Origin of the sequence: Pseudomonas sp. NFACC10-1, assembly GCF_900119195.1 — a bacterium.
Lineage (GTDB): Bacteria > Pseudomonadota > Gammaproteobacteria > Pseudomonadales > Pseudomonadaceae > Aquipseudomonas > Aquipseudomonas cerasi.
Window position 1 is genome coordinate 129,170 of record NZ_FPJB01000002.1, and the last position, 22,852, is coordinate 152,021.

At 60.1% G+C, this 22,852-nt stretch carries 19 protein-coding genes and 1 riboswitch; of the genes, 5 read left to right on the top strand and 14 right to left on the bottom strand.

Annotation, left to right across the window (positions count from 1 at the left end):
* Positions 1-60: 60 nt before the first annotated feature.
* Together asd and BT119_RS05255 are read left to right on the top strand one after the other, a co-directional pair.
* Positions 61-924: an archaetidylserine decarboxylase gene (gene asd, locus BT119_RS27440; RefSeq protein WP_032634688.1), complete on the top strand. Its 864-nt coding sequence runs from the start codon at positions 61-63 to the stop codon at positions 922-924.
* 256 nt (positions 925-1,180) lie between these two features.
* Positions 1,181-2,965, top strand: a complete 1,785-nt coding sequence (locus BT119_RS05255; protein WP_024661604.1) for a hypothetical protein — start codon at positions 1,181-1,183, stop codon at positions 2,963-2,965.
* 66 nt (positions 2,966-3,031) lie between these two features.
* Here the strand turns inward: BT119_RS05255 and serB are convergent, their stop codons facing one another.
* A complete protein-coding gene (serB, locus tag BT119_RS05260) occupies positions 3,032-4,246 on the bottom strand; it encodes a phosphoserine phosphatase SerB (RefSeq protein ID WP_003431946.1) in 1,215 nt (404 codons plus the stop codon).
* A 130-nt stretch (positions 4,247-4,376) separates the two neighbouring features.
* Between serB and BT119_RS05265 the strand changes: the two genes are divergently transcribed.
* Entirely contained in the window at positions 4,377-5,921 is a 1,545-nt protein-coding gene (locus tag BT119_RS05265) for a HAMP domain-containing protein (protein WP_003431947.1), read from the top strand.
* 394 nt (positions 5,922-6,315) lie between these two features.
* On the opposite strand, the gene BT119_RS05275 is transcribed toward BT119_RS05265, so the two are convergent.
* From BT119_RS05275 to BT119_RS05325, 11 genes are all read right to left on the bottom strand, one after another.
* Complete coding sequence (locus tag BT119_RS05275) at positions 6,316-7,011, bottom strand: PqiC family protein (protein ID WP_024661443.1); 696 nt, start codon at positions 7,009-7,011, stop codon at positions 6,316-6,318.
* 183 nt (positions 7,012-7,194) lie between these two features.
* Entirely contained in the window at positions 7,195-9,450 is a 2,256-nt protein-coding gene (parC, locus tag BT119_RS05280; RefSeq protein ID WP_010439406.1) for a DNA topoisomerase IV subunit A, read from the bottom strand.
* A gap of 10 nt (positions 9,451-9,460) precedes the next feature.
* Positions 9,461-9,982: a retropepsin-like aspartic protease family protein gene (locus BT119_RS05285; protein WP_054081306.1), complete on the bottom strand. Its 522-nt coding sequence runs from the start codon at positions 9,980-9,982 to the stop codon at positions 9,461-9,463.
* Complete coding sequence (locus BT119_RS05290) at positions 9,979-10,956, bottom strand: esterase-like activity of phytase family protein (RefSeq protein WP_072365013.1); 978 nt, start codon at positions 10,954-10,956, stop codon at positions 9,979-9,981. Before BT119_RS05290 ends, BT119_RS05285 begins: the two co-directional genes overlap by 4 nt.
* Complete coding sequence (parE, locus tag BT119_RS05295) at positions 10,953-12,857, bottom strand: DNA topoisomerase IV subunit B (RefSeq protein WP_003431952.1); 1,905 nt, start codon at positions 12,855-12,857, stop codon at positions 10,953-10,955. The genes BT119_RS05290 and parE overlap by 4 nt, the downstream gene beginning before the upstream one ends.
* Positions 12,858-12,942: 85 nt before the next feature.
* On the bottom strand, positions 12,943-13,560 hold the full coding sequence (locus BT119_RS05300; RefSeq protein WP_003366268.1) for a YqiA/YcfP family alpha/beta fold hydrolase: 618 nt from the start codon (positions 13,558-13,560) through the stop codon (positions 12,943-12,945).
* A gap of 88 nt (positions 13,561-13,648) precedes the next feature.
* A complete protein-coding gene (cpdA, locus tag BT119_RS05305) occupies positions 13,649-14,455 on the bottom strand; it encodes a 3',5'-cyclic-AMP phosphodiesterase (RefSeq protein ID WP_072365015.1) in 807 nt (268 codons plus the stop codon).
* A gap of 87 nt (positions 14,456-14,542) precedes the next feature.
* On the bottom strand, positions 14,543-14,908 hold the full coding sequence (locus tag BT119_RS05310) for a hypothetical protein (protein WP_003366266.1): 366 nt from the start codon (positions 14,906-14,908) through the stop codon (positions 14,543-14,545).
* The gene (locus BT119_RS27160; RefSeq protein ID WP_154583505.1) at positions 14,905-15,312 is read right to left on the bottom strand and encodes a hypothetical protein; all 408 of its coding nucleotides are present in this window, start codon (positions 15,310-15,312) and stop codon (positions 14,905-14,907) included. Before BT119_RS27160 ends, BT119_RS05310 begins: the two co-directional genes overlap by 4 nt.
* Positions 15,313-15,508: 196 nt before the next feature.
* Positions 15,509-15,961: a DUF1249 domain-containing protein gene (locus BT119_RS05320; protein WP_003431956.1), complete on the bottom strand. Its 453-nt coding sequence runs from the start codon at positions 15,959-15,961 to the stop codon at positions 15,509-15,511.
* Entirely contained in the window at positions 15,952-16,569 is a 618-nt protein-coding gene (locus BT119_RS05325; protein ID WP_065351108.1) for an NUDIX domain-containing protein, read from the bottom strand. The genes BT119_RS05320 and BT119_RS05325 overlap by 10 nt, the downstream gene beginning before the upstream one ends.
* Positions 16,570-16,776: 207 nt before the next feature.
* Between BT119_RS05325 and BT119_RS05330 the strand changes: the two genes are divergently transcribed.
* Entirely contained in the window at positions 16,777-17,523 is a 747-nt protein-coding gene (locus tag BT119_RS05330) for an RsiV family protein (protein ID WP_003431957.1), read from the top strand.
* Here the strand turns inward: BT119_RS05330 and cytX are convergent.
* Together cytX and thiC are read right to left on the bottom strand one after the other, a co-directional pair.
* Positions 17,492-18,781, bottom strand: coding sequence for a putative hydroxymethylpyrimidine transporter CytX (gene cytX / locus BT119_RS05335; RefSeq protein ID WP_072365019.1), 1,290 nt, complete (start codon positions 18,779-18,781; stop codon positions 17,492-17,494). The genes BT119_RS05330 and cytX overlap by 32 nt on opposite strands.
* A 295-nt stretch (positions 18,782-19,076) precedes the next feature.
* Positions 19,077-20,966, bottom strand: coding sequence for a phosphomethylpyrimidine synthase ThiC (gene thiC, locus BT119_RS05340; protein WP_072365021.1), 1,890 nt, complete (start codon positions 20,964-20,966; stop codon positions 19,077-19,079).
* Positions 20,967-21,120: 154 nt separating this feature from the next.
* Positions 21,121-21,225, bottom strand: a riboswitch (TPP riboswitch).
* A gap of 167 nt (positions 21,226-21,392) precedes the next feature.
* Here thiC and BT119_RS05345 point away from each other — a divergent pair.
* The gene (locus BT119_RS05345; protein WP_072365023.1) at positions 21,393-22,832 is read left to right on the top strand and encodes a TolC family outer membrane protein; all 1,440 of its coding nucleotides are present in this window, start codon (positions 21,393-21,395) and stop codon (positions 22,830-22,832) included.
* Positions 22,833-22,852 lie beyond the last annotated feature (20 nt).

The window sequence follows — 22,852 nt, forward strand, 5'->3', positions numbered from 1 at the left end:
TCTAGCGAACCGCGACAGGCCTCGCAGAAATATTCAGGACACTCATCCTCAGGACCTTCAATGAAAGACCGCTTGTTCATCATCAGCCAGTACCTGCTGCCGCACCACCTGCTGTCCCGACTGGCAGGCTGCGTTGCCGAATGCCGCGTACGCTGGTTCAAAAACGCTTTCACCGCGTGGTTTGCCCGCCGTTATCAAGTGGACATGTCGCAGGCCCTGGTCGAAGACCTGACGTCCTACGAGCACTTCAATGCGTTCTTCACCCGCGCATTGAAAGCCGACGCCCGCCCGCTCGATACCACGCCGGGCGCGATTCTTTCGCCAGCCGACGGCGCCATCAGCCAGTTGGGCCCTATCGACCACGGCCGGATCTTCCAGGCCAAGGGCCACAGCTTCAGCGTACTGGAACTGCTCGGCGGTGACCCCAAGCTGTCTGCGCCCTTCATGGGCGGCGAGTTCGCAACCGTCTACCTGTCGCCGAAGGACTATCACCGCGTCCACATGCCACTGGCTGGCACACTGCGTGAAATGGTCTACGTGCCGGGCCGCATCTTCTCGGTCAACCAGACCACGGCTGAAAACGTACCCGAGCTGTTCGCCCGTAACGAGCGAGTGGTCTGCCTGTTCGACACCGAGCGCGGACCAATGGCAGTGGTGCTGGTCGGCGCGATGATCGTGGCGTCTGTCGAAACGGTATGGGCCGGGCTGGTCACACCGCCCAAGCGTGAACTGAAAACGTTCAGCTACGACGAAGCGGCGCGCGCGCCGATCCACCTGGAAAAAGGTGCCGAAATGGGTCGGTTCAAGCTGGGCTCTACCGCCATCGTGCTGTTCGGTCCAGGTCAGGTGAAATGGGCCGAACAACTGACGGCGGGTTCCAAGGTTCAAATGGGACAGGCACTGGCTGTTCCTGCCCAGGCATGATCGCGGTCTGAGCCTCGCTGCATGAGCGTCCGATGATGGATATTGGCGCTCATGCAACGTGCCGCCGGACGGTAATGGCCTGAGGCCATAGTTGCTGCGGGGTGATGTCGATACTGGTAAAGTCGTTACATCGATGCTGTAGGATACTTCTCACTTTCATGGGCGTATGCTCGGCACATCGCGGGTGCGCGATAACCTCGGCCCCCCATCTGAAGCCATCGTCCGCGCCAGTGAGTTGTTGGAGCTTGCCTGTCACATGAGTAATTTTAGCCTCCCTCTGCTATTGCGTGCCCCCACGCCGACGCAGTCGAGCCTGACATTCAGTGAAGCCAACCCCCGCGACCTCAAACGCTGGATCTCCAGATTGCCCAAGGCGAACCTCGGAGAAATGGCGCGCCAGCTCTATCAAGGGCTGACCGAGCTGAACCAGTTGATCACCCCGAGCGAGAACCGCCTGCAATTGCTTGAATTGCTGCGGCCCGAGGTGTACTTCGTCTGCAAGCACCTTGAACGTCACTTTCTCAATCAGGCCATTGTGCTGGACGAGCGACCACGCAAGGTGGCCAACCTCTGCCAGGCGCTGCAAAACCATCTCGCAACCGGTTACAAGCAGATCATTCAGCAGGTCGCCCCGCGCTATACCCGAGACCAGGCCGGGCTGTTTAGCACTGCGCTGCAACGCGCACTGCATGGTCTCAACGGGCCACTGATACGCGCCAACCAGCTTTACTGTCCGGTTCAGGACGGCCTGTGGCTCGAGCTGCATCAGATCTACCAGATTGCCCGTCAGTACCAGTTGCACAACACGCCGGTCGAAGAGCCCCTGGCCCATCACAGCAAAGTGCTGAGCGTGGAACAGACCTACGTGATCGCGCTGCTGATGGGTTGCTCACGCTGCAACCAGATGCGTCAGTTGAATATCGGCAAACTGGCCGATGCGCTGGAGGCCTGGAGCCCTCTGGTAAAGCTGCAATTGCCGGTCACTGAAAGCAGCCTCTTCGCTCTGGACCCGACGGTCGACAAACCGCCGCTGTACCGCACCCTGTTCAGCGACGAACAATCTCCTCGGCTGCTGGGTATCAATACCTACGCGCTGGCTGAAGCGATCAATCAGTACCTGGCCCTGCCGGATGACCAGCGCACCCCTTCGCCGTTGCTGATTCCAACCGGTATCAACACCGACCTGCTGCAACATCTGGCGGTCGCCTGGGGTGATGTGGCCGAACGCACCTTTCAACGCACGCCCGGTCAGGGCACGCTGAAACTGTGCATCGGCATGAGCGCGCTGCATTTCTATGTCGCTGGCCAGAAGTCGTTCAGCGAGCTGTTGCAGTTGAACAGCGCCACCAGTGCAGCGAGCTTTTCGTTGAAGATGGCCAATGATGACGCGGACGATCCGTGGGCGTCTGCCTTCGACACTCAGCGCGGCAAGACTTCATCCGTTCTGCTGCCCTACGAAGAGATCGAATACCCGAAAAACGACGGCGACAGCGACTCGCTTTCCAACAACCAGCATACGTTTCCGACCTTCGACCTGAATATTGTCAACCACAGCCCGGGCGGATACTGCCTGGCGTGGCAGAAGGACGTGCCTCAGCAGTTGCAGGCTGGCGAACTGGTGGGTATTCAGGATGACGCCGGCCAGGGCTGGAGCATTGCCATCGTGCGCTGGATCCGCCAGGTACGCAGCGGCGGCACACAGATGGGCATCGAACTGATCGCCCCGTTTGCCCAGCCATGCGGCATGCAGCTGATTCGCGAACAGCAGAACAGCCAGTACCTGCGAACCCTGATGCTGCCCGAAGTACGCGCCATGGAAAAACCGCCCACCGTGCTCGCACCGCGTCTGCCTTTTCAGGAGGGCAACAAGGTGATGATCAACGTCGCCGGTGAAGAACGCCGCGCGTCACTGAGCAACCGGCAGGTCAGTAGCGCCAGTTACAATCAGTTCGAGTATCAGATGTACGACGCCCCGAAAGCGACCGAAACCGAAAAGGCCAGGCCGGATCAGGAATTCGATTCCTTGTGGGGCACGCTGTAGCGATCACTGCGACAGCCGTCGCGATTGGCCCCTCGCAATCAGGGGCAAACCACCACGGCCTGAGCGTCAGCGCTTTCCTTCGCGGTCGCGGAAACCCAGCAGATACAGCACGCCATCGAGTCCCAGCGTCGAAATGGCCTGTTTGGCCGATTGCTTGACCAGTGGCTTGGCACGGAACGCTACACCCAGCCCGGCAATCGCCAGCATCGGCAGGTCATTGGCACCGTCGCCGACCGCGATGGTCTGCTCCAGGCTCAACCCTTCCTTGTGAGCCAGTTCGCGCAACAGGTCGGCCTTGCGCTGCGCATTGACAATCGGCTCGACTGCTACGCCGGTGACCTTGCCGTCAACCACTTCCAGTTCATTGGCAAAGACGTAATCGATGCCCAGCTTTGCTTGCAACTGCTTGGCGAAATAGGTGAAGCCACCCGACAGAATCGCCGTCTTGTAACCCAGCCGCTTGAGTTCGGAGAACAGCGTTTCAGCGCCTTCGGTCAAGCGCAGAGACGCGCCGATTTCATCCAGCACGCTCACATCGAGCCCCTTGAGCAGGGCCAGACGCTCTTTGAAGCTTTCGCTGAAATCCAGTTCGCCGCGCATGGCACGCTCGGTAATCTCGGAAACCTGCTCGCCGACGCCTGCTGCCTTGGCCAGTTCATCGATGACTTCGGCCTCGATGAGGGTCGAATCCATGTCGAACACCGCCAGGCGCCGGTTACGACGGAACAGCGAATCCTGCTGAAACGCGATATCGACGTTGAGATCCTGGGCAACCGCGAGAAATTCGGCCTGCATGGCTTTCGGGTCGGCAGGCTCGCCGCGCACGGTGAACTCGATGCAGCCCTTGCCTTTGTCGGCCGGGGTGTCGAGCGGCATACGACCGGACAACCGATCGATCTGATCGATATTCAGCCCGTACTTGGCAGTAATGGCGCTGACGCACTGCAATTGCTCGGCCGTGACCTTACGGGTCAGCAGCGTAACGATGTGACGCGCCTTGCCCTGGCCTTCGACCCAGTGTTGATAGTCGGTTTCGGACACCGCAGTGAAACGGACTTGCTGATCCAGTTCGTAGGCGGTGAACAGGATGTCCTTGAGCACCGAGGATCCCTGCACGGTATCCGGAATTTCAACCAGGATGCCGAACGACAGGGTGTCGTGGATCACCGCCTGACCAATATCGAGAATGTTCACGCCACCCTGGGCGAGGACGCCGGTGATGGCTGCAGTGAGACCGGGACGGTCGACACCAGTGATGTTAATCAGGACGATTTCGCGCAAGGCGCACCCCCGCAGTGGAAAAAAACCGCATTCTAACCACATTCAGTGACCACCGGGCACAGGCAGCGCTTTGCCGCCACTGGGTCGCTCGTTATACTGCGCGACAACTTCACCGAAAGAGCCGTGCTCTGTGAACCGGCCCACGCCCGTTAAAACCGATAATTTCTTCCTGCTCATCTTTCGTGCCCTGCGTCATCGCCGTGTACCGATCGCTTTGCGCATTGCCAGCCATAACGTGATCCTGGTCGCTTTGGCGCTGGTGATCTACGCCGGTGTCATGGGCCTGCAGTTCAAGCAGGCCATGCATGAACAGGCCGATGCGCTGGGGCAGGCCCTGACCACCCAGACCGCCACCTCGGCTACCGAGCTGTTGGTGTCCAACGACATCCTCAGTCTCAACGTGCTGCTGGGCAATCTGGTCAAGAACCCGCTGGTAGCGCATGCCGCTATCTACAGTGTGGATAACCGCATCCTCGCGGAGGCCGGCCAGCGTCCGAAAAACGGTCTGCTGGGGGAAGCTCAGGGTCTGTATGAAATCAAGATCACGTTCCAGGACGTGATGGCGGGCCATCTGCGCATCAGCCTCGACATGTCGCAGTTCCAGCAGCCGATGACCATCAGCCTGCAGAGCATGGGCATTCTGGCCGGTATCCTGCTGGCCCTGGCGCTGGCGCTGAGCCTGCGTCTTGGCCGCCACATCTCCACGCCACTGATGCAGATGCGTATCTGGCTGCGGGATATTGACCCGTATACACCAGCCACTGATCGCCAGGATGAAATCGGCGATCTGGCGCGCCAGCTGCGCACCTCGTTCGCGCCGCCGGTGCCGGAGCCAGAACCGCTGCCCGAGCCCGAGTATGACGGCGAGGAAGACGACAGCGAAGATCCTTATCTGGAGCCGGAAGAGAAGCCCGCACCGAAGGTTTCGGCACGCAGCAGCGAAGCAAAACCGCGCCTGCCGGCACCACCGGTGCAGCGCCGCATCGTTGCCGAGGAAGATGAAGACGACGATGAGGAGGATCCGTTCGCCGATCTGCGCGACCACTCGGACAACTCGCCAGCCGTTCGCCCGGCGGCTGCCTCGGTAGCGCCGGTCGAACCGCACAACAGTGCAGTGCTGGCCGTGCAACTGGGTGCGCAGGATCAATTGCGCCGCCTGCCGCGCGCACGCCTGACCGAATTGCTGCAACGCTACCGCGACTGCCTCGATCAGGCCGCCTCGCTGTATGAAAGCGAGCTGCACACGCTGAATGACGGCAGCACGCTGATGCTGTTCCACAGCCACGAAAGCGGTGATGACTACCTGACCAACGCGATCTGCTGCGGTGAGCTGTTGCGCGCACTCAGCCATGCCTTGCAGATCGAGGTGGCCGACAGCGGCATCACCTTGCAACTGCAACTGGGCCTGACGCTGGGCGAAGGCTTGAGCGGTCTGAGCCAGATCGATCTGTTGCTGACCGAAACCGCGCAGGATGCACTGGCGCTGTCTCAGCACAGCCGCAACCTGCTGCTGGTCGAACGCCGCATCAACGACGACCCGTTGATCCGTCAACGCGCCCGCATCCGCCCGATCGCCAGCCCTGAAGGTGCCTGCTGCGTAGAACGCCTGATGGAGCCTTACCCTTCGATGCTCGAACGCCAGTTGGCGCGCATGCACGAATCCAACAAGGCCTGATCTTCTCCTCCGCTCACTCTTCTCTCGTGCCCATGCTCTGCATGGGCACGCCGTTCTGGGCACTCGACGTCCGATCCTGACCGACCTGGTCCGGCGCAATCAGGTGACGCAGAGCGTCACGACCTGCATTCCCACGCGGAGCGTGAGGAACGATAGGTGCCCGCAAGACCACCATCGTACCCCTGCGCCAGCGCAGGTATGCCGTTCCGGAGCGTATGGCGTGATAGGCGTCCGCAAGATCACCATCGTGCCCATGCTCCAGCATGGGAATGCCGTTCTGGACGCTCTGCGTCCTATCCTGACTGTGCAGCGCTTCAGGAACGCCGGGGTGTGAGAACCAGATGAGCGCCCAACAAAAAGCCCGCATCGCTGCGGGCTTTTTGTTGGGCCGACCCTAGAAGCGGAACACTTCAAGATCGGTGCGTATAGGGGACGCCAGTGGAATTCTTGGCTTGTCCGGCTCTTTGGCCTTGGCGACAGGCGTTTTTTTCGGCTCGTCGAGCGCCTGCCAGGAAATCGGTTTGATCGCAGTGCTGACCTGATCAGCCAGGCGCTGCAACAGCACGCCCTGAGCCTTGACCTGATCGGCAGAGCTGCCGGCATGGACTTGTTCCAGGTGCACCAGCCGGCTGTCCCGGACGTGACCCTTGCGGTCCAGAAGTCGCCATTGCGCGTCCAGTACCGCGGGCTGTTTGGCACCGGAGTCCAGGCGGGTGATGGACAGCACGACCTGAACATCGGGCGTGAAGCTGGCCGTCGCAGGCGCCATGACGACGCGCTGGCTGTCCAGCTTCCAGGCCAGCTGACGCAAGAGCAACTGGTCGATATCCGAAGACAGGTTGCCCGCCCAGCGCCCATCGGACGAAGCAGTCAAGGTGCCGTCAGGCTGGCGTTGCAGCAGTGTTTCGCGTTGCAGATAGTCGGCCACCGAAACAGGACCCAGCAATACTGCCAGACCACTACTCTGTTTCGGCTGACCAGGCTCACCGCTATCGAGCTGATAAAGCGCGGTCGGCTGGCGCACACTGCAACCAGCCAGACCCAGAACGCCAGTCATCAGCAGGATCAAGGGAAGGCGTAGAAAATTCATCATCCCATCCAGGTGGCCGTCCAGAGACAGGCCACAGTATTAGTACTTTCAAGACCCATGCAGGCACTGAGCCACGCATGCACCCCAAGACCCCATATCATCCGTGAATATGCACCATGACTCCAGCGATTATGCATCGTACTTCATGGCAAAACGAAGAACCTTGGTGCCAGATCAATGTTTTCAGCTATTTTCCACCAATAATGCATCGACCCTCTGGAAGCCCCTTGGCAGTTTATTGCCACGTCTGCCACGCTCGCCCTTGTAATGTTCGAGGTCTTCAGGTTTCAGCGACAGCGTTCGTTTGCCCGCCTGAAGTACCAGCGTAGCGCCTTGCCCGATCACCGCAAGATCAGTCACATACTCTTCACGGCTGGCTACCCGCTCGCCCGGAATACCGATGATCTTGTTGCCCTTGCCTTTGCCCAACTGCGGCAGATCGCTGATCTTGAACACCAGCAGACGGCCTTCGGTGGTTACGGCTGCCAGCCAGTTCTGCTCACGATCAGGCACAGGGCGAGGCAGGATGACTTTCGCCCCGGCCGGCAGGCTCAGCAGCGCCTTGCCCGCCTTGTTCTTGGCTTGCAGGTCTTCGCCTTTGACGACAAAACCATAACCGGCATCCGACGCGATCACGTACAGCGCATCGTCTTCCGGCAACAATACGCACTCGAAGGTCGCACCCGGTGGCGGTTGCAGCTTGCCCGTCAGCGGCTCGCCCTGGCCTCGCGCGGAGGGCAGGGTGTGGGCGGCAACCGAATAGCTGCGCCCGGTCGAGTCGATGAACACGGCGAACTGATTGGAGCGGCCAATGGACGAGGTCTTGAAACCGTCCCCGGCTTTATAGGAAAGCCCGGTCGCATCGATGTCGTGCCCCTTGGCACAGCGTACCCAGCCTTTTTCCGACAGGACGACAGTCACCGGCTCGGTGGGCATTAGTTCATTTTCAGACAGCGCCTTGGCTTCGGCACGGGCAACGATGGGCGAACGACGGTCGTCGCCATAGGTTTCAGCGTCGGCAATCAGTTCGGCACGCACCAGCTTGCGCAGCTTGGACTCGCTGCTCAGCAGCGCCAGAAGCTTGGCCTGCTCTTTGCGCAAGGCATCCTGCTCGCTGCGCAGCTTCATCTCTTCCAGACGCGCCAACTGACGCAAACGGGTGTCGAGGATGTAATCGGCCTGAATTTCCGACAGATCGAAACGTGCGATCAGCTCCGCCTTCGGGTGCTCGGCGGTACGGATGATGTGAATCACTTCATCGAGGTTCAGGTACGCCGTGAGCAAACCGTCCAACAGGTGCAGACGGTGCTCGACCTTGTCCAGACGGAATTGCAGACGGCGACGCACCGTACCGATACGGAACGTCAGCCATTCGCCGAGCAATGTCTTGAGGTTTTTGAGCTGCGGCTTGCCATCCAGGCCGATGATGTTGATGTTCACCCGGTAACTGGATTCCAGCTCGGTGGTCGCGAACAGATGCTGCATCAGCTCGTCCAGCTCAACCCGGTTGGAGCGCGGGATGATCACGATACGGCAAGGGTTCTCGTGGTCCGACTCATCGCGCAGGTCGGCAACCATCGGCAGCTTCTTGGCCTGCATCTGCGCGGCGATCTGTTCCAGCACCTTGGCACCGGATACCTGATGCGGCAGTGAAGTGACGATAATGTCGCCATCTTCGATGCGGTAAACCGCGCGCATACGCACCGAGCCACGCCCGGTCTCGTAGATTTTCAGCAGGTCGGCACGCGGCGTGATGATTTCCGCTTCGGTCGGATAGTCCGGCCCCAGAATGTGCTCGCACAGCTCGGGAACCGTGGCCTTGGGGTCGTCCAGCAGACGAACGCAGGCACTGGCGACTTCGCGCAGGTTATGCGGCGGCACATCGGTGGCCATACCGACGGCGATGCCGGTGGTGCCATTGAGCAGGATGTTCGGCAAACGTGCCGGCAACACCGCAGGTTCATCCAGGGTGCCGTCGAAGTTCGGCACCCAGTCAGCAGTGCCCTGGCCCAGCTCGCTGAGCAGGACTTCCGAGTAACGCGACAGGCGCGCCTCGGTGTAGCGCATGGCCGCAAAGGATTTGGGATCATCCGGCGCACCCCAGTTGCCCTGCCCGTCTACCAGCGTGTAGCGGTAGCTGAACGGTTGCGCCATCAGCACCATCGCCTCGTAACAGGCCGAGTCACCGTGCGGGTGGAACTTGCCGAGCACGTCGCCGACGGTACGCGCCGACTTCTTGTGCTTGGCGTCAGCACCCAGGCCCAGTTCGCTCATCGCGTAGATGATACGTCGCTGAACAGGCTTCAGGCCGTCACCGATATGCGGCAAGGCACGGTCCATGATCACGTACATGGAGTAGTTGAGGTAGGCCTGTTCGGTGAAGTCAGCCAATGATCGGCGTTCTACACCATCCAGGCTGAGGTCAAGGGAGTCGCTCATGCGGGCCTCATCATTTCGTTGACTGGCGCAACAGCAAATTGCCGCCACGCTGTGTGAATTCGAGTTGTTTCATTGCACTCATACCGAGCAGCACCTGCTCACCGTCCAGACCGGGTGCCACCAAGGCACGCACATTGGTCAGGACGATATCGCCCAGCTGCAAGCGGTCAAGCGTGGTCCGAAAACCCTGACTGTTGCCATTGGCCGTGCTGACCGTGACCGGATAGCCACGTTTGAGCCCCAGGCGGTCAGCCATGTCACCGGGTACGGCCACATCGGTCGCCCCGGTGTCGATCATGAATTCCACTGTCCGGCCGTTGATCTGGCCGGTCGTGACGAAGTGCCCCTGACGATTGCCTGCCAGCTGCACCTCTATATAGCCGTCACCGTGTTGCGAGGTGACCACGGTGTTGGGGTTCTGCTGCCGGTCTTCCCAATCGCCGAAAAAGCGCGTCGCGAGAAACAGACCGGCCGCCCAGGCCACGATCATCAGCACCTTACCGGCGCGCTTGCCGGGCTGCACGTCGCTCATTGCCCAGCACTCCAGCCCGCCTCAGGTGCAGCGAAGCGCCAGACGATCGGGCGTTTCTCACCGTCGGCGCGTGCACCGAAGTTATTGTCGATGCCGATCCATGCGCCCTTCTCGTCGACCACCAGTGCCTCGGTCAGGCCGTAGGGTTGATCGTAACGACGCGACGGCACCATCGCCTCTTTGGCGAACGACCAGCAACGCTCGACCTGCCCTGTCTCAAGATCACGCCGACAGATGCGGTACACCGCGCGTTCCAGCGTGAACAGCTTGCCGTTGTACAGCGACACATCGGAAAAATCCGTGGACACCTTTTTGCTGCCCTGCTCCGGCGGCAACGCGTCCAGACCGGACTCGGACAGCAGCACGCAGCTTTGCCCGCAGGTCCACTGCTGCTTGTCGCGTTGCACCACCAGCAAGCCACGCTTCTCGCGTTCGGCCGCCAGCCAGAGACGGTCGCCCGCAGGACTCACGGCAATCCCTTCGAAAATCGCGTTGAAGCGCTGCAACATGCCCTGAGCGCGCGCCTGATCCACCAGCGCTTGCGGCAAATCCAGCCAGACCGGTTTACCGCTGACCGGAACCTTGAGCACCGTGCCGTAGGCCTCGCTGACCAGGTAGCGATTGCCCGCGGCGTCACAGCTGACACCTTCGAAATCCAGACTGCCACCGCGTATCAGCGCGGAAAGACCCGCCATGAAACGCAACTTCAACGGCAGATAGCTTTGTGGCGCAGGTGCGTCAATGTGATGTGACTGAGCCTTCCAGGTGTCTTGCGACACATCCAGGCTGTACAGCACATGATCGTCACGGTCGGACACGGTCCACAGTTGGCCGTTGCACATCGCCAGACCTGACAGATTGCCACCGGCCATGTCGTCTACCGGGTGCTCGGATTGCAGCTTCAGGGCCTCGAGTGGCGCAGCGACAACCGGCGTGGCAACCAGGATCAGGGCGGCGAGCCAGGCTCGTATCAAGTCAGAACCTCGGCAAGGTTGCCCTTCGACTCGAGCCAGGACTTGCGATCACCTGCACGCTTCTTCGCCAGCAGCATGTCCATCATTTCCGAGGTGGCGGCGAAATCATCCAGCGTGAGCTGCACCAGACGACGGGTGTTCGGGTCCATGGTGGTTTCGCGCAACTGCGGCGGGTTCATCTCACCCAGGCCCTTGAATCGGGTGACCTGCGGCTTGCCACGTTTCTTTTCAGCGACCAGACGGTCCAGAATCCCGTCACGCTCGGCTTCGTCCAGCGCGTAGTAGATTTCCTTGCCCAGGTCGATCCGGTACAGCGGCGGCATGGCGACATACACATGCCCGGCGTCGACCAGCGGGCGGAAGTGCTGCACAAACAACGCACACAGCAGCGTTGCAATGTGCAGACCGTCCGAGTCAGCGTCAGCCAGGATGCAGATCTTGCCGTAACGCAACTGGCTGATATCGGCTGCGCCCGGGTCAACCCCGATGGCCACGGCAATGTTGTGGACTTCCTGACTGGCAAGCACTTCGCCGCCGTCCACTTCCCAGGTGTTAAGGATTTTGCCGCGCAGCGGCAGGATCGCCTGGAATTCCTTGTCGCGCGCCTGTTTGGCGGAACCACCGGCAGAATCACCCTCGACCAGAAACAGTTCGGAGCGCGCCGGGTCCTGCCCGGCACAGTCGGCCAGCTTGCCCGGCAACGCCGGCCCTTGAGTGATGCGCTTGCGCTCGACCTTTTTGCTCGCCTTGAGGCGCCGACCGGCGTTGTTGATCGCCAGATCGGCCAGTTGCAACCCCAGTTCGGAGTGCGTGTTGAGCCACAGGCTGAATGCGTCCTTGACCACACCGGAGACGAAGGCCGCCGCTTCACGGGACGACAGACGTTCTTTGGTCTGCCCGGAGAACTGCGGCTCCTGCATTTTCATCGACAGGACGAAGGCAATGCGTTCCCAGACGTCTTCCGGGGCCAGCTTCACACCACGCGGTAACAGGTTGCGGAACTCGCAGAACTCGCGCATGGCATCCAGCAGGCCTTGGCGCAAGCCGTTCACGTGGGTGCCGCCCTGCGCAGTCGGGATCAGGTTGACGTAACTTTCCTGAACGCTGTCGCCCCCTTCGGGCAGCCAGAGCAGCGCCCAGTCGACCGCTTCCTTGTTACCGGTGAAGCTGCCGCAGAACGGCTCGTCCGGCAGGCGCAGGAATTCGGTGACCGAGTCCTGCAGGTAGGAGCGCAGGCCGTCTTCGTAATGCCACTCGACTTTCTCGCCGCTGGATTTGTCTTCGAAGCTGACCAGCAGGCCCGGGCACAGAACCGCCTTGGCCTTGAGCACATGCTTGAGACGGCTGACGGAAAACTTCGGCGTATCGAAATACTTCGGATCGGGGGCGAAATAGACGCTGGTCCCGGTGTTGCGCTTGCCGACAGTGCCGACGACCGCCAGCTCGGTGGCCTTGTAGCCGTCAGCGAAGGTCATTTCATATTCGTTGCCATCACGCTTGACCCGCACCCGAACCTGGGTGGACAGCGCGTTGACGACGGAAATGCCCACGCCGTGCAGGCCGCCGGAGAACTGATAGTTCTTGTTGGAGAACTTGCCGCCTGCGTGAAGCTTGGTGAGGATCAGCTCGACGCCGGACACGCCTTCTTCCGGGTGGATGTCCACCGGCATGCCGCGGCCGTCGTCCGACACTTCGAGCGAATTGTCGGCATGAAGGATGACCTGTACCGAACGCGCGTGACCGGCCAGGGCTTCGTCGACGCTGTTGTCGATGACTTCCTGAGCCAGGTGGTTGGGCCGCGAGGTGTCGGTGTACATGCCCGGACGTTTGCGAACCGGATCGAGGCCCGAGAGGACTTCGATGGCGTCTGCGTTATAAGAGCTAGCGCTGGGATTGGCCATGGGTTCTCGTTATCAATCTTTCATGGAATTTCGGGGGTTCAATGTTCTTGCATTCATGTGACCGGGCATCCATCACCTGCCGCACTTACAGCGCCGACAGGTCGATCTTCTGCAACAGATCGGGAGCAAATCCGGCAAACGTCAGCAGTGCCGGCATGCGCTCGGCAAAGCCCTGAAAACTGTGGTCGCCGCCCGCCTGAATGCGCAAGGCACAGGCCCGGTAAAACTTCTCGGCGCGACGATAATCGAGCGTCTCGTCACCGGTCTGCAGCCACACCTGAAACTGCTGCGGGTCCTGCGGCGCGGGTACTTCCAGCTCGGCCAGCGCCCGAATATGGTCTTCGGTCAACTGCCACTGCTCGCCGGTGTACAGGTTCTGTTGCACGCCGAGAAACCCGTCGAACAGCTGATGCGGATTGACTGCCGGGTTGATCAGCACCGCCTTGAGGCCGTGCCGCTGCGCCAAATGAGTCGCATAGTAGCCGCCGAGGGAGCTGCCGACCAGTAATGGCCGTCCAAGCGCCGTGATAGCCGCTTCAAGCTGGAGCATGGCCTGGCGCGGATGGTGATGCAGTTCAGGGACTTGCAGACGATCAGCCAGACCCAGAGACTTCATCAGCGCACTCAACTGACAGGCCTTTCTCGACAGGGCCGAGCTGTTCAAGCCATGGATGTATAGCAGTGAAGGTGTGTCGCTCGTCACGCTGTCGCTCCCGAGTGCAAGGCAAAGCCGTGTAGTTTACAGGGACTTACGCTACAACACCTCACCGGAAACGTATCCGCCAGCCCAATCAATAACCGGTGCCGCCGTAATCGACCTCGAACTCCAGGCCGACCACTCGGGAAACAGCCGTTTCCAGCCGCCCATCGTCATGCAGTCGTAGCCAGCGATAGCCCGGCGCTGCGGTGTCGACCTTGAAATCCACACTGCCCGGGGCGAACTGAATGCAGGTCGAAGGCGACGCCAGCAGGCGCACGCCGTTACGCATCTGATCGAATTCCTGATGCACATGGCCCCACAGTATCGCGCGAACCTGCGGAAAACGATCGAGCACGGCAAACAATGCATCGGCATTGCGCAAGCCGATCGGCGCCATCCACTCACAACCAATTGCCACCGGGTGATGGTGCAGGCAGATCAGGTGATGCCGCTCAGGCGCTTCACTCAGCGCCTGCTCCAGCAACTGCAATTGCGTAGCCGCGAGAAAACCAGGCACCGAACCGGGCACTGCCGAATCCAGCAGCGTCACCCGCCACTGGCCGATATCCACCACTGGGTCGAGCAACCCATTAGGCTGCGCAACCTGCTCCATCTGCGGCAGTTCGTCGTGATTACCGGCGAACCAGCGCGCAGGCGCGTCGATCCGCCCGCTTATCCGACGAAACGCTTCGTAAGACTCGACACTGCCGTCCTGCGAGATATCGCCGCTGGCGACCACAAGATCAATGTGCGGCTGCTCGGCCAGCACCTGATCAACGACTTTTTCCAGACTGTCCCGCGTGCTCATGCCCAACAACGCCTCGTCCGCCTCGGCGAACAAGTGGCTATCGGATATCTGCACCAGCAAAACTGACGATGAAAGGGCTGCGCTCGGCAAGACCGTCTCCCAGAGAGGATTCAGCGCGATTATGTGATGTGGCAACGGGCGGGTAAACCGGGAAAGTGCGTGCAGACGAGCATTTGGTCACATTTGCTGATTCGCTCGGTGCTTGAGCACAATCGAAGCAATAAGTCCGGCCGACACCATGCCTGCCAGTCCCGCACCCAAGAGATGGCTCAGCACCCGCTCATAAGGCATTCCAGGCCAGATATATCCCGCCAACAAAAGCTCCAGTACAACGCCAAGAATCATTCCTGCCAATCCAGCCAGATGAACGATCCACGGCATGAGCCTCAAATACAGAATACCGATGACCACTCCGGTAATGGCCGTATATAGAAAGTGTTCCCAACGCAGAGCGCTGCCTGTCAGGGTTATCAGTCCGACATATAGGAGAAGGCCGAAGATGAGTCCAGTGAAACCACCAATCAAAGCCCGATAGATAATCATCGCCATCTCACTGGACAATTGGTAATCATGGATTCCCGAGAGCCGCCAGCATTGAAAATCTCTTCGACATAAGAAACACAATTATTGGGGATGCCAAACCAGTGCCACGGCTTGGCGCTAAGCTCCTCAAGCTTGCGCTGCGCCACATCGGGTTTGTTCAGAAGTACTCTTCGACGGAACAGCTCTGTTTTCGAGGATTCATTGAGATAACGTCCGTAATCAGTTTCACTCATGAAGTACGGCCGTTCGGCCAACCCGGCAATATGAAAATAAAACTCTCCCGCTTTCAACAAGGCATGCCCACAGATATTAGGACCGTCACCGCTTACTACTACAAGCCATGTGTCGTACCCGTTGAAAGGCACAGCCCGACAATGATTCAGATGGCTCCCTAAATAGCTCATTCGTTATGCCTGTAAATGAAAGTGATGACGAATGTAAGCCATGGAATTTCAAATTCAAGGACAGGCTGCTCGCTTTGAATATATTCAGACACGACCTACATGCCTGAGGCATAAACACTGACGGCCAAAGTCATTTACAACTGAATAAACAAGTCATGAGGCCGGTTGAGATAAAAAATTCAGAATTGCGAATGGATCAGCGCACGGCCTCAAACTCATGCCCACACGCCAGGCAGTGGCTCAGCCATTCGCCCAAGAACAGATTGAGCTGGGCTTTTTCATCCGGTTGGTGCATGTCGGCGTTGGGGTAGGGATAGATGCCCCGGAAGCGCCGCGCATGTTCGGCGCCGATGACTTCGGCCATGCGGGCGTCGTGGTAGACCTGTACTTCGAGCTTGGGCACCGGCAGCCAGGGCAGGCTGTGCTCCTGGCAGACCTGCAAGGTAGTGGTGTACGGGCAGTCAAGCAACACTTCGACTGCCAGCACGCCCAGCATCTGATCACCCTGGGTAACGGCGACGCGGCGGGAGCGCTGTTCGTTGCGCATGTCGGGCAGCAGGCGCATCAGGCGCGCGTAGTTGGCCTCGCACGCAGCCTGCAGTCCGGCAAGATCGACACGGTAGCGTTCGCGCACTGGATTCACGACCATAAACCCCTTATCTCTGCACGATTCAGCGCCAGCCATTGCAAGGCGATGATCGTCGATGCGTTCTTGATTGTTCCGTCTTTCATCGCCTGCAATGCGTCATCGAATGACCAGACTGTTACCCGGATGTCTTCACCTTCGGCCTCGAGCCCGTGCAATCCGCCCGCCCCTTCACTGCTGCAACGCCCCAGAAACAGGTGAACGAACTCGTCGCTGCCACCCGGCGAGGGGAAGTATTTGGTGATTGGCCACAATGCCTCGAACTTCAGCCCAGCTTCCTCTTCTGCCTCGCGATGAGCAACTTCTTCCGGCTGTTCATCCTTGTCGATCAGACCTGCGACCAGCTCGATCAGCCAAGGGTTGTTGGTCTTTTTCATGGCGCCTACGCGGAACTGCTCGATGAGCACGACTTCGTCACGTTTGGCGTCATAAGGCAGCACGCAGACGGCGTCGTGGCGAACGAACAGTTCGCGGCTGATTTCCTTGCTCATCCCGCCCGCGAACAATTCGTGGCGCACATGCAGCTTGTCCAGCTTATAGAAGCCCTTGAAGCAGTTTTCACGCTTTGTGGTTTCAAAAGCGCTTGGTGCAGATCGTGTGGTCTGGGTCATGGGTTTCTCGCTTGCCGCCGTTTTTGACATCGGGCCATCCTAACGCGCATCGGCAGTCAGATGCAGCCCCCTTGAACATGCAGGGTAGACGGCCGGGGCTTAAAACAATTCTAATCTGCCATGATCGAACCGAAGACGTTGTTTACAGTCCAACCAGCCTGCATACGTACAACGCAACCGCCTTTACTGACACTGCCAAGGATCAACATGTCGTTATTGAGGATCACTTCACTGGCTTGCCTGGCCCTGTTGCTCGGCGCCTGCCAAAGCCTCTTCACGCCCAACATGCGCACACCGCTGCAAGTCCAGCGCGATGCTTCCGAGCTGATCAAGCCGGGCTGCACCACGGCCGACTGCCCGTTGGTAAACATCGATACCGTGCACTTCCCAGATGAGCCGCGACTGGACGCCATCGTTCAGAAGACGTTGCTGCAACTGACCGTTGCCGACAGCAGCGCATCGCCGCCTGCGTCGATCAAAGCCTATCAGGAAAAGTTCCTGAGCCAGGCCCAGGGTCGCAACAGCAGCTATCTGCAGGCCAAGGTACGCGAACAGCATGACGGTATCGTAGTGGTCGAACTGTCCAGCTATCTGGATACCGGCGGTGCCCACGGCAACCCTGGCCGGGCGTTCATCAACTATTCGCGTCAGCAGCAGAAAGTCCTGACCCTGGCTGACATGATCATCCCGGGCAAGGAAAGCGAGTTCTGGCAGAAAGCCCAACTGGCCCACCAGGGCTGGCTGGTATCGACCAAGATGAATGAAGACAGCGAGTTCATGAAGACCTGGCCGTTCAAGCGCACGCCGCATATTGCGCTGACCTACGGCGCAGTGATCCTCAAGTACTCGGTCGATACCATCGCGCCGTATTCGATGGGCCACATCGAGCTGAAGATTCCTTATCCTCAGCTAAATGGCATCCTCAAGCCGGAACTGTTCCCCGGCCGCGGCTGATCGCACCGCCGATCAGCAGCTGCAACACGCCAGCGACAATGAGCGCTGGCAGTGTTGCGCCCACTTCGGGATAAAGATTGGCCAGCAGATGATAGGTGCTGAGCCCGCCGAGCCACGCCAGCAGGCTCATCCAGCGCAAACCGCCCTCCGCTGCCTGACCACTGCGACCACGCAGAATGAAATGGTCAACCAGCACGACGCCGAACAGTGGCGCGAATACCGAGCCGATCAATAACAGAAAGTTCTGATACTGCGCCAGCGGTGCCAGACAGGCAATCAGCGTACAGATCACGCCAATCACCAACGCCAGATGCTCGACCTTGATGCGTGACAGCAGAGCACTGGAGACCGCAGCCGAGTGAATATCGGCGAACGCGTTTTCCGTTTCGTCCAGCAGAATCAGCAGCAGCGGGATCCCCAGACCTGCGCCGGCCAGTGCCAGCAGCAAAGCATTGGCCTCGCCGCTCGGGGCGAACGCCAGGGTGTAGGCGACGCCCAGGCTCATCAGCCAGAAGTTGCCGATGAAAAAGCCTGCAGCCGTACCGCCGAAGACGCTTTTCGCGCGTTGCCCGAAACGTGAGTAGTCGGCAATCAGCGGCAGCCAGGACAGCGGCATGGCGATGGCAATGTCGAACCCCGAGGCAAACGGCAACGAACCATCGCCGGAGGTTGCCCACAGCGCGGTCAGATCAGCCTTGGCCAGCAGATTCCAGGTCAGCCATGCACACGCCGTCAGCAGTATCCACAGGCCCCACTTGCGCAGAAAACGGCGCACGAAGGTCAATGGCCCGCTGACTGCCAGCAGCGTGGCCAGTGCGCCGAATAACAGCGTCCAGAGCAGCGGACTGCTCCACGGGCTGCCCTCTGCAAAAGCCCGCGCGCCGAGCAGACTGGCTGCGTCGCGCATGACGATGATCTCGAACGAGCCCCAACCGATCAGTTGCAGCAGGTTCAATACCGCTGGCAGCGACGCGCCCTTGCTGCCCAGGCTGAGCTTGAGCGCGGCCATGGACGACAGGCCGGTATCGCTGCCGATCACACCAACGCTGGCGAGCAGCAAGACGCCCACCAGCGTGCCGAGGAAAATCGCCAGCATCGAGCCGGACATGCCCAGCCCCGGCGCCAGCAAGGCCCCGGTCTGCAACACCATCAGACCGATGCCGAGGGAAAACCACAGGGAAAACAGATCCCGCGCGCCGAACACCCGCTGGCTGGCGGGTACAGGGGTGTCAGGAGAATAGGTGCCGGGTGTGTTCACGTTTGTGTCTCGTATGGGGTGTTGATCGGTGATTCGGGATCGGACGCGGAGCTTCCAGAACAGCGCCACCACGCAGAGCGTGGGATCATCGCAATTATCGTGCGGCGCTCTGCGTCGCATGCCGTTCTGGACGCTCCGCATCCTCTTGACGACGCAGAGCGTCGAGAACTTCATTCCCACGCTGGCGCGTGCGGAACGATAATCTCAACTATCGTGCGACGCTCCGAGTCGTAAAGCCCAATGCTGGAGCGTAGCGATAACCGCTAGCGGTGCTCTGTCGTGCACCTGTCGCCACCTACACCCTCTTGTACAACTGGCTGCCTTCCTGCTTGAAGCGCTCGGCCTGCTCGGCCAGGCCTTTAGCAACATCGACGTCTACCGCCTCGATGCGCTGATTGGCGGCGTACTCGCGGACTTCCTGAGTGATCTTCATCGAGCAGAATTTAGGCCCGCACATGGAGCAGAAATGCGCGACCTTGGCCGAATCCTTGGGCAGGGTTTCGTCGTGGTACGAACGCGCGGTGTCCGGGTCCAGGCCGAGGTTGAACTGGTCTTCCCAGCGGAACTCGAAACGCGCTTTGCTCAAGGCGTTGTCGCGGATCTGCGCACCCGGATGGCCTTTGGCAAGATCCGCCGCATGAGCCGCGATCTTGTAGGTGATGATCCCGGTTTTGACATCATCCTTGTTCGGCAGCCCCAGATGCTCCTTGGGCGTGACGTAACACAGCATGGCGCAGCCGAACCAGCCGATCATGGCGGCACCGATGCCCGAGGTGATGTGGTCGTAACCCGGCGCGATGTCGGTGGTCAGCGGGCCCAGTGTGTAGAACGGCGCTTCGTCGCAGCACTCCAGTTGCTTGTCCATGTTCTCCTTGATCAACTGCATCGGCACATGGCCGGGGCCTTCGATCATGGTCTGCACATCATGCTTCCAGGCGATCCTGGTCAGTTCGCCCAGCGTTTCCAGCTCACCGAACTGCGCCGCATCGTTGGCATCGGCAATCGAACCCGGACGCAGGCCGTCGCCCAGCGAGAAGCTGACGTCGTAGGCCTTCATGATTTCGCAGATGTCTTCGAAATGGGTGTAAAGGAAGTTTTCCTTGTGGTGCGCCAGGCACCATTTGGCCATGATCGAACCGCCACGGCTGACGATACCGGTGACACGCTTGGCGGTCAGCGGCACGTAACGCAGCAACACACCGGCGTGGATGGTGAAGTAATCAACGCCCTGCTCGGCCTGCTCGATCAACGTGTCGCGAAACAGCTCCCAGGTCAGGTCCTCGGCTGCACCGCCCACCTTTTCCAGCGCCTGATAGATCGGCACCGTACCGATCGGCACCGGCGAATTGCGGATGATCCACTCGCGGGTTTCGTGAATGTGCTTGCCAGTGGACAGGTCCATGACCGTGTCCGAGCCCCAGCGGATACCCCAGGTCAGCTTGGCGACTTCTTCTTCGATGGAAGAACCCAATGCGCTGTTGCCGATGTTGCCGTTGATCTTCACCAGGAAGTTGCGGCCAATGATCATCGGCTCAAGCTCGACGTGGTTGATGTTGGCCGGGATGATCGCGCGGCCCCGGGCAATCTCTTCGCGCACGAACTCGGCAGTGATTTCCTTCGGGATGCTCGCGCCAAAGCTGTGCCCGGCATGTTGCTGGGTCAGCAGACCTGCGGCGCGGGCTTCCTGAAGCTTCATGTTCTCGCGGATGGCGACGTATTCCATCTCGGCGGTGATGATGCCCTGACGCGCGTAGTGCATCTGGCTGACGTTGGCGCCGGCCTTGGCCCGGCGCGGGTTGCGCACATGGGCAAAGCGCAACGCGGTGAGTTCGGCATCGCTCAGGCGTTGCTGGCCGAAGCTGGAACTCAGGCCCGGCAGACGCTCGGTGTCATTGCGCGAGTCGATCCATGGCGAACGCACGTCGGCCAGGCCTTTGCGCACGTCGATGATCACATTGGGGTCGGTGTAGGGGCCGGAGGTGTCATAGACCGTGACCGGGGCGTTGATCTCGCCGCCAAAGTCGGTCGGGGTGACGTCCAGGGTGATTTCGCGCATGGGCACGCGGATGTCCGGGCGCGAGCCCTGAACGTAGATTTTCTGCGAACGGGTAAACGGCTGTACCGATCCGGAATCGACCTGCGCCGACTCGCTCAAATGGGCTGCGTTTTTTGCTTTTATACTCATCACGGCTCTCCAGACATCCAGTTGCGGATTTATTGTCGGAGTGACCTGACATGACGGACGGGTGCACCAGTGCTGGTGCTGAGTATCGAAAGGAGGCGAAACTGTTCATTATTTGAACAATCGACCCCGGACGGCACTCAAGAGGACTCGCCGGGAGACGAGAAATCTTGTTCCCTACGCAGGCGCTAACCTGATCAGGTTCAACGGGATCCGGTTTAACCGATCTCAGCCTCATAGCAAGGCACCCCGACAAGAACGCCGCCAGTCTATGACGGGGTGCCGTCGCAACGCCAGCCTATTTGCACGGGGCTCGATAAATGGCGCAAATCGACGATTGTTGCCAAAAGCGTCTGGCTCTACACTCCCTAGCCCGGTTTCTCTTCAACCCGAACTGTAATTATTTTCTTCATGAACAGGGAATGCCTCATGTTGCGCAAACTTTCGTTGGCCGTGGCTGTTTCGTTTGCGTCCAGCGGGTTGACCTGGGCAGCCGAATTGCCAATGCCAACGCAGACAGGGCTGTTGAGCGTTTATCAGCAGGCTGTGGACAACAACGCCGACCTCGCAGCCTCGCGCGCCGATTACGATGCGCGCAAGGAAGCCGTGCCGCAGGCCCGCGCCGGTTTGCTGCCGAATATTTCCGGCAGCGCCCAGAACAGCAGCACCCGCACCAGCATCGATCAGCCCAGAGCCGTGGCCACCCGCAGCGGCAACCTCTATCAGGCCACGCTGAGCCAGCCGATCTTCCGAGCTGACCGCTGGTTCCAGTTGCAGGCTGCCGAAGCGAGCAACGAACAGGCAGCACTGGAACTGTCGGCTACCGAGCAGAATCTGATCCTGCAATCGGCGCAAAGCTATTTCAGCGTATTGCGTGCACAGGACAATCTGGCCTCGACCAAAGCCGAGGAAGCGGCCTTCAAGCGCCAGCTGGATCAGGCCAACGAGCGCTTCGATGTCGGCCTGTCGGACAAGACCGATGTGCTGCAGGCGCAGGCCAGCTATGACACGTCACGCGCCAGCCGACTGATTGCCCAGCGTCAGGTCGACGACGCCTTTCAGGCGCTGGTGACGCTGACCAACCGCGAATACAACTCGATCGAAGGCATCGTACATACCCTGCCGGTGCTGGCGCCGACGCCCAATGACGCCAAGGCCTGGGTCGATACTGCCGCGCAGCAGAACCTCAATCTGCTGGCCAGCAACTACGCAGTCAGTGCCGCCGAAGAAACCCTGCGTCAGCGCAAGGCCGGGCACGCGCCGACGCTCGATGCCGTGGCGACCTATCAGCGTGGCGATAACGATGCACTGGGTTTCAGCAACCCCAACTACACCGGCCGCAACTACGGCGGCGACGTCGAGCAGCGCAGCATCGGCGTGCAGCTGAATATCCCTATCTACAGCGGCGGCCTGACCAGTTCACAGGTACGCGAAGCCTATGCGCGCCTGAGCCAGAGCGAGCAACGCCGTGAAAGCCTGCGTCGTCAGGTGGTGGAAAACACGCGCAACCTGCATCGCGCGGTGAATACCGATGTGGAGCAGGTCCAGGCCCGCAAGCAGTCGATCATCTCCAACCAGAGCGCGCTGGAAGCCACGGAAATCGGTTATCAGGTCGGCACCCGCAACATCGTCGACGTGCTGGATGCGCAACGCCAGCTGTATGCCTCGGTGCGTGACTACAACAACACGCGTTACGACTACATCCTCGACAACCTGCGTCTCAAGCAGGCAGCAGGCACCCTGAACCCGGGCGACCTGCAGGACCTGTCGCGCTACCTGAAGGCCGACTACAACCCGGACAAGGACTTCCTGCCGCCGGACCTGGCGACTGCCGCGCAGAAGAACTTCGAGCGACCTGCAAAGCGCTGACAGGTGACGCAGAGCGTCAC

What these genes read in the sequence shown, in the direction of transcription:
- asd (WP_032634688.1), top strand. Translation starts at nt 61, where the DNA reads ATGAAAGACCGCTTGTTCATCATCAGCCAGTACCTGCTGCCGCACCAC.
- BT119_RS05255 (WP_024661604.1), top strand. Translation starts at nt 1,181, where the DNA reads ATGAGTAATTTTAGCCTCCCTCTGCTATTGCGTGCCCCCACGCCGACG.
- BT119_RS05275 (WP_024661443.1), bottom strand. Translation starts at nt 7,011, where the DNA reads ATGAATTTTCTACGCCTTCCCTTGATCCTGCTGATGACTGGCGTTCTG.
- parC (WP_010439406.1), bottom strand. Translation starts at nt 9,450, where the DNA reads ATGAGCGACTCCCTTGACCTCAGCCTGGATGGTGTAGAACGCCGATCA.
- BT119_RS05285 (WP_054081306.1), bottom strand. Translation starts at nt 9,982, where the DNA reads ATGAGCGACGTGCAGCCCGGCAAGCGCGCCGGTAAGGTGCTGATGATC.
- parE (WP_003431952.1), bottom strand. Translation starts at nt 12,857, where the DNA reads ATGGCCAATCCCAGCGCTAGCTCTTATAACGCAGACGCCATCGAAGTC.
- BT119_RS05310 (WP_003366266.1), bottom strand. Translation starts at nt 14,908, where the DNA reads ATGATTATCTATCGGGCTTTGATTGGTGGTTTCACTGGACTCATCTTC.
- BT119_RS27160 (WP_154583505.1), bottom strand. Translation starts at nt 15,312, where the DNA reads ATGAGCTATTTAGGGAGCCATCTGAATCATTGTCGGGCTGTGCCTTTC.
- BT119_RS05320 (WP_003431956.1), bottom strand. Translation starts at nt 15,961, where the DNA reads ATGGTCGTGAATCCAGTGCGCGAACGCTACCGTGTCGATCTTGCCGGA.
- BT119_RS05325 (WP_065351108.1), bottom strand. Translation starts at nt 16,569, where the DNA reads ATGACCCAGACCACACGATCTGCACCAAGCGCTTTTGAAACCACAAAG.
- BT119_RS05330 (WP_003431957.1), top strand. Translation starts at nt 16,777, where the DNA reads ATGTCGTTATTGAGGATCACTTCACTGGCTTGCCTGGCCCTGTTGCTC.
- thiC (WP_072365021.1), bottom strand. Translation starts at nt 20,966, where the DNA reads ATGAGTATAAAAGCAAAAAACGCAGCCCATTTGAGCGAGTCGGCGCAG.
- BT119_RS05345 (WP_072365023.1), top strand. Translation starts at nt 21,393, where the DNA reads ATGTTGCGCAAACTTTCGTTGGCCGTGGCTGTTTCGTTTGCGTCCAGC.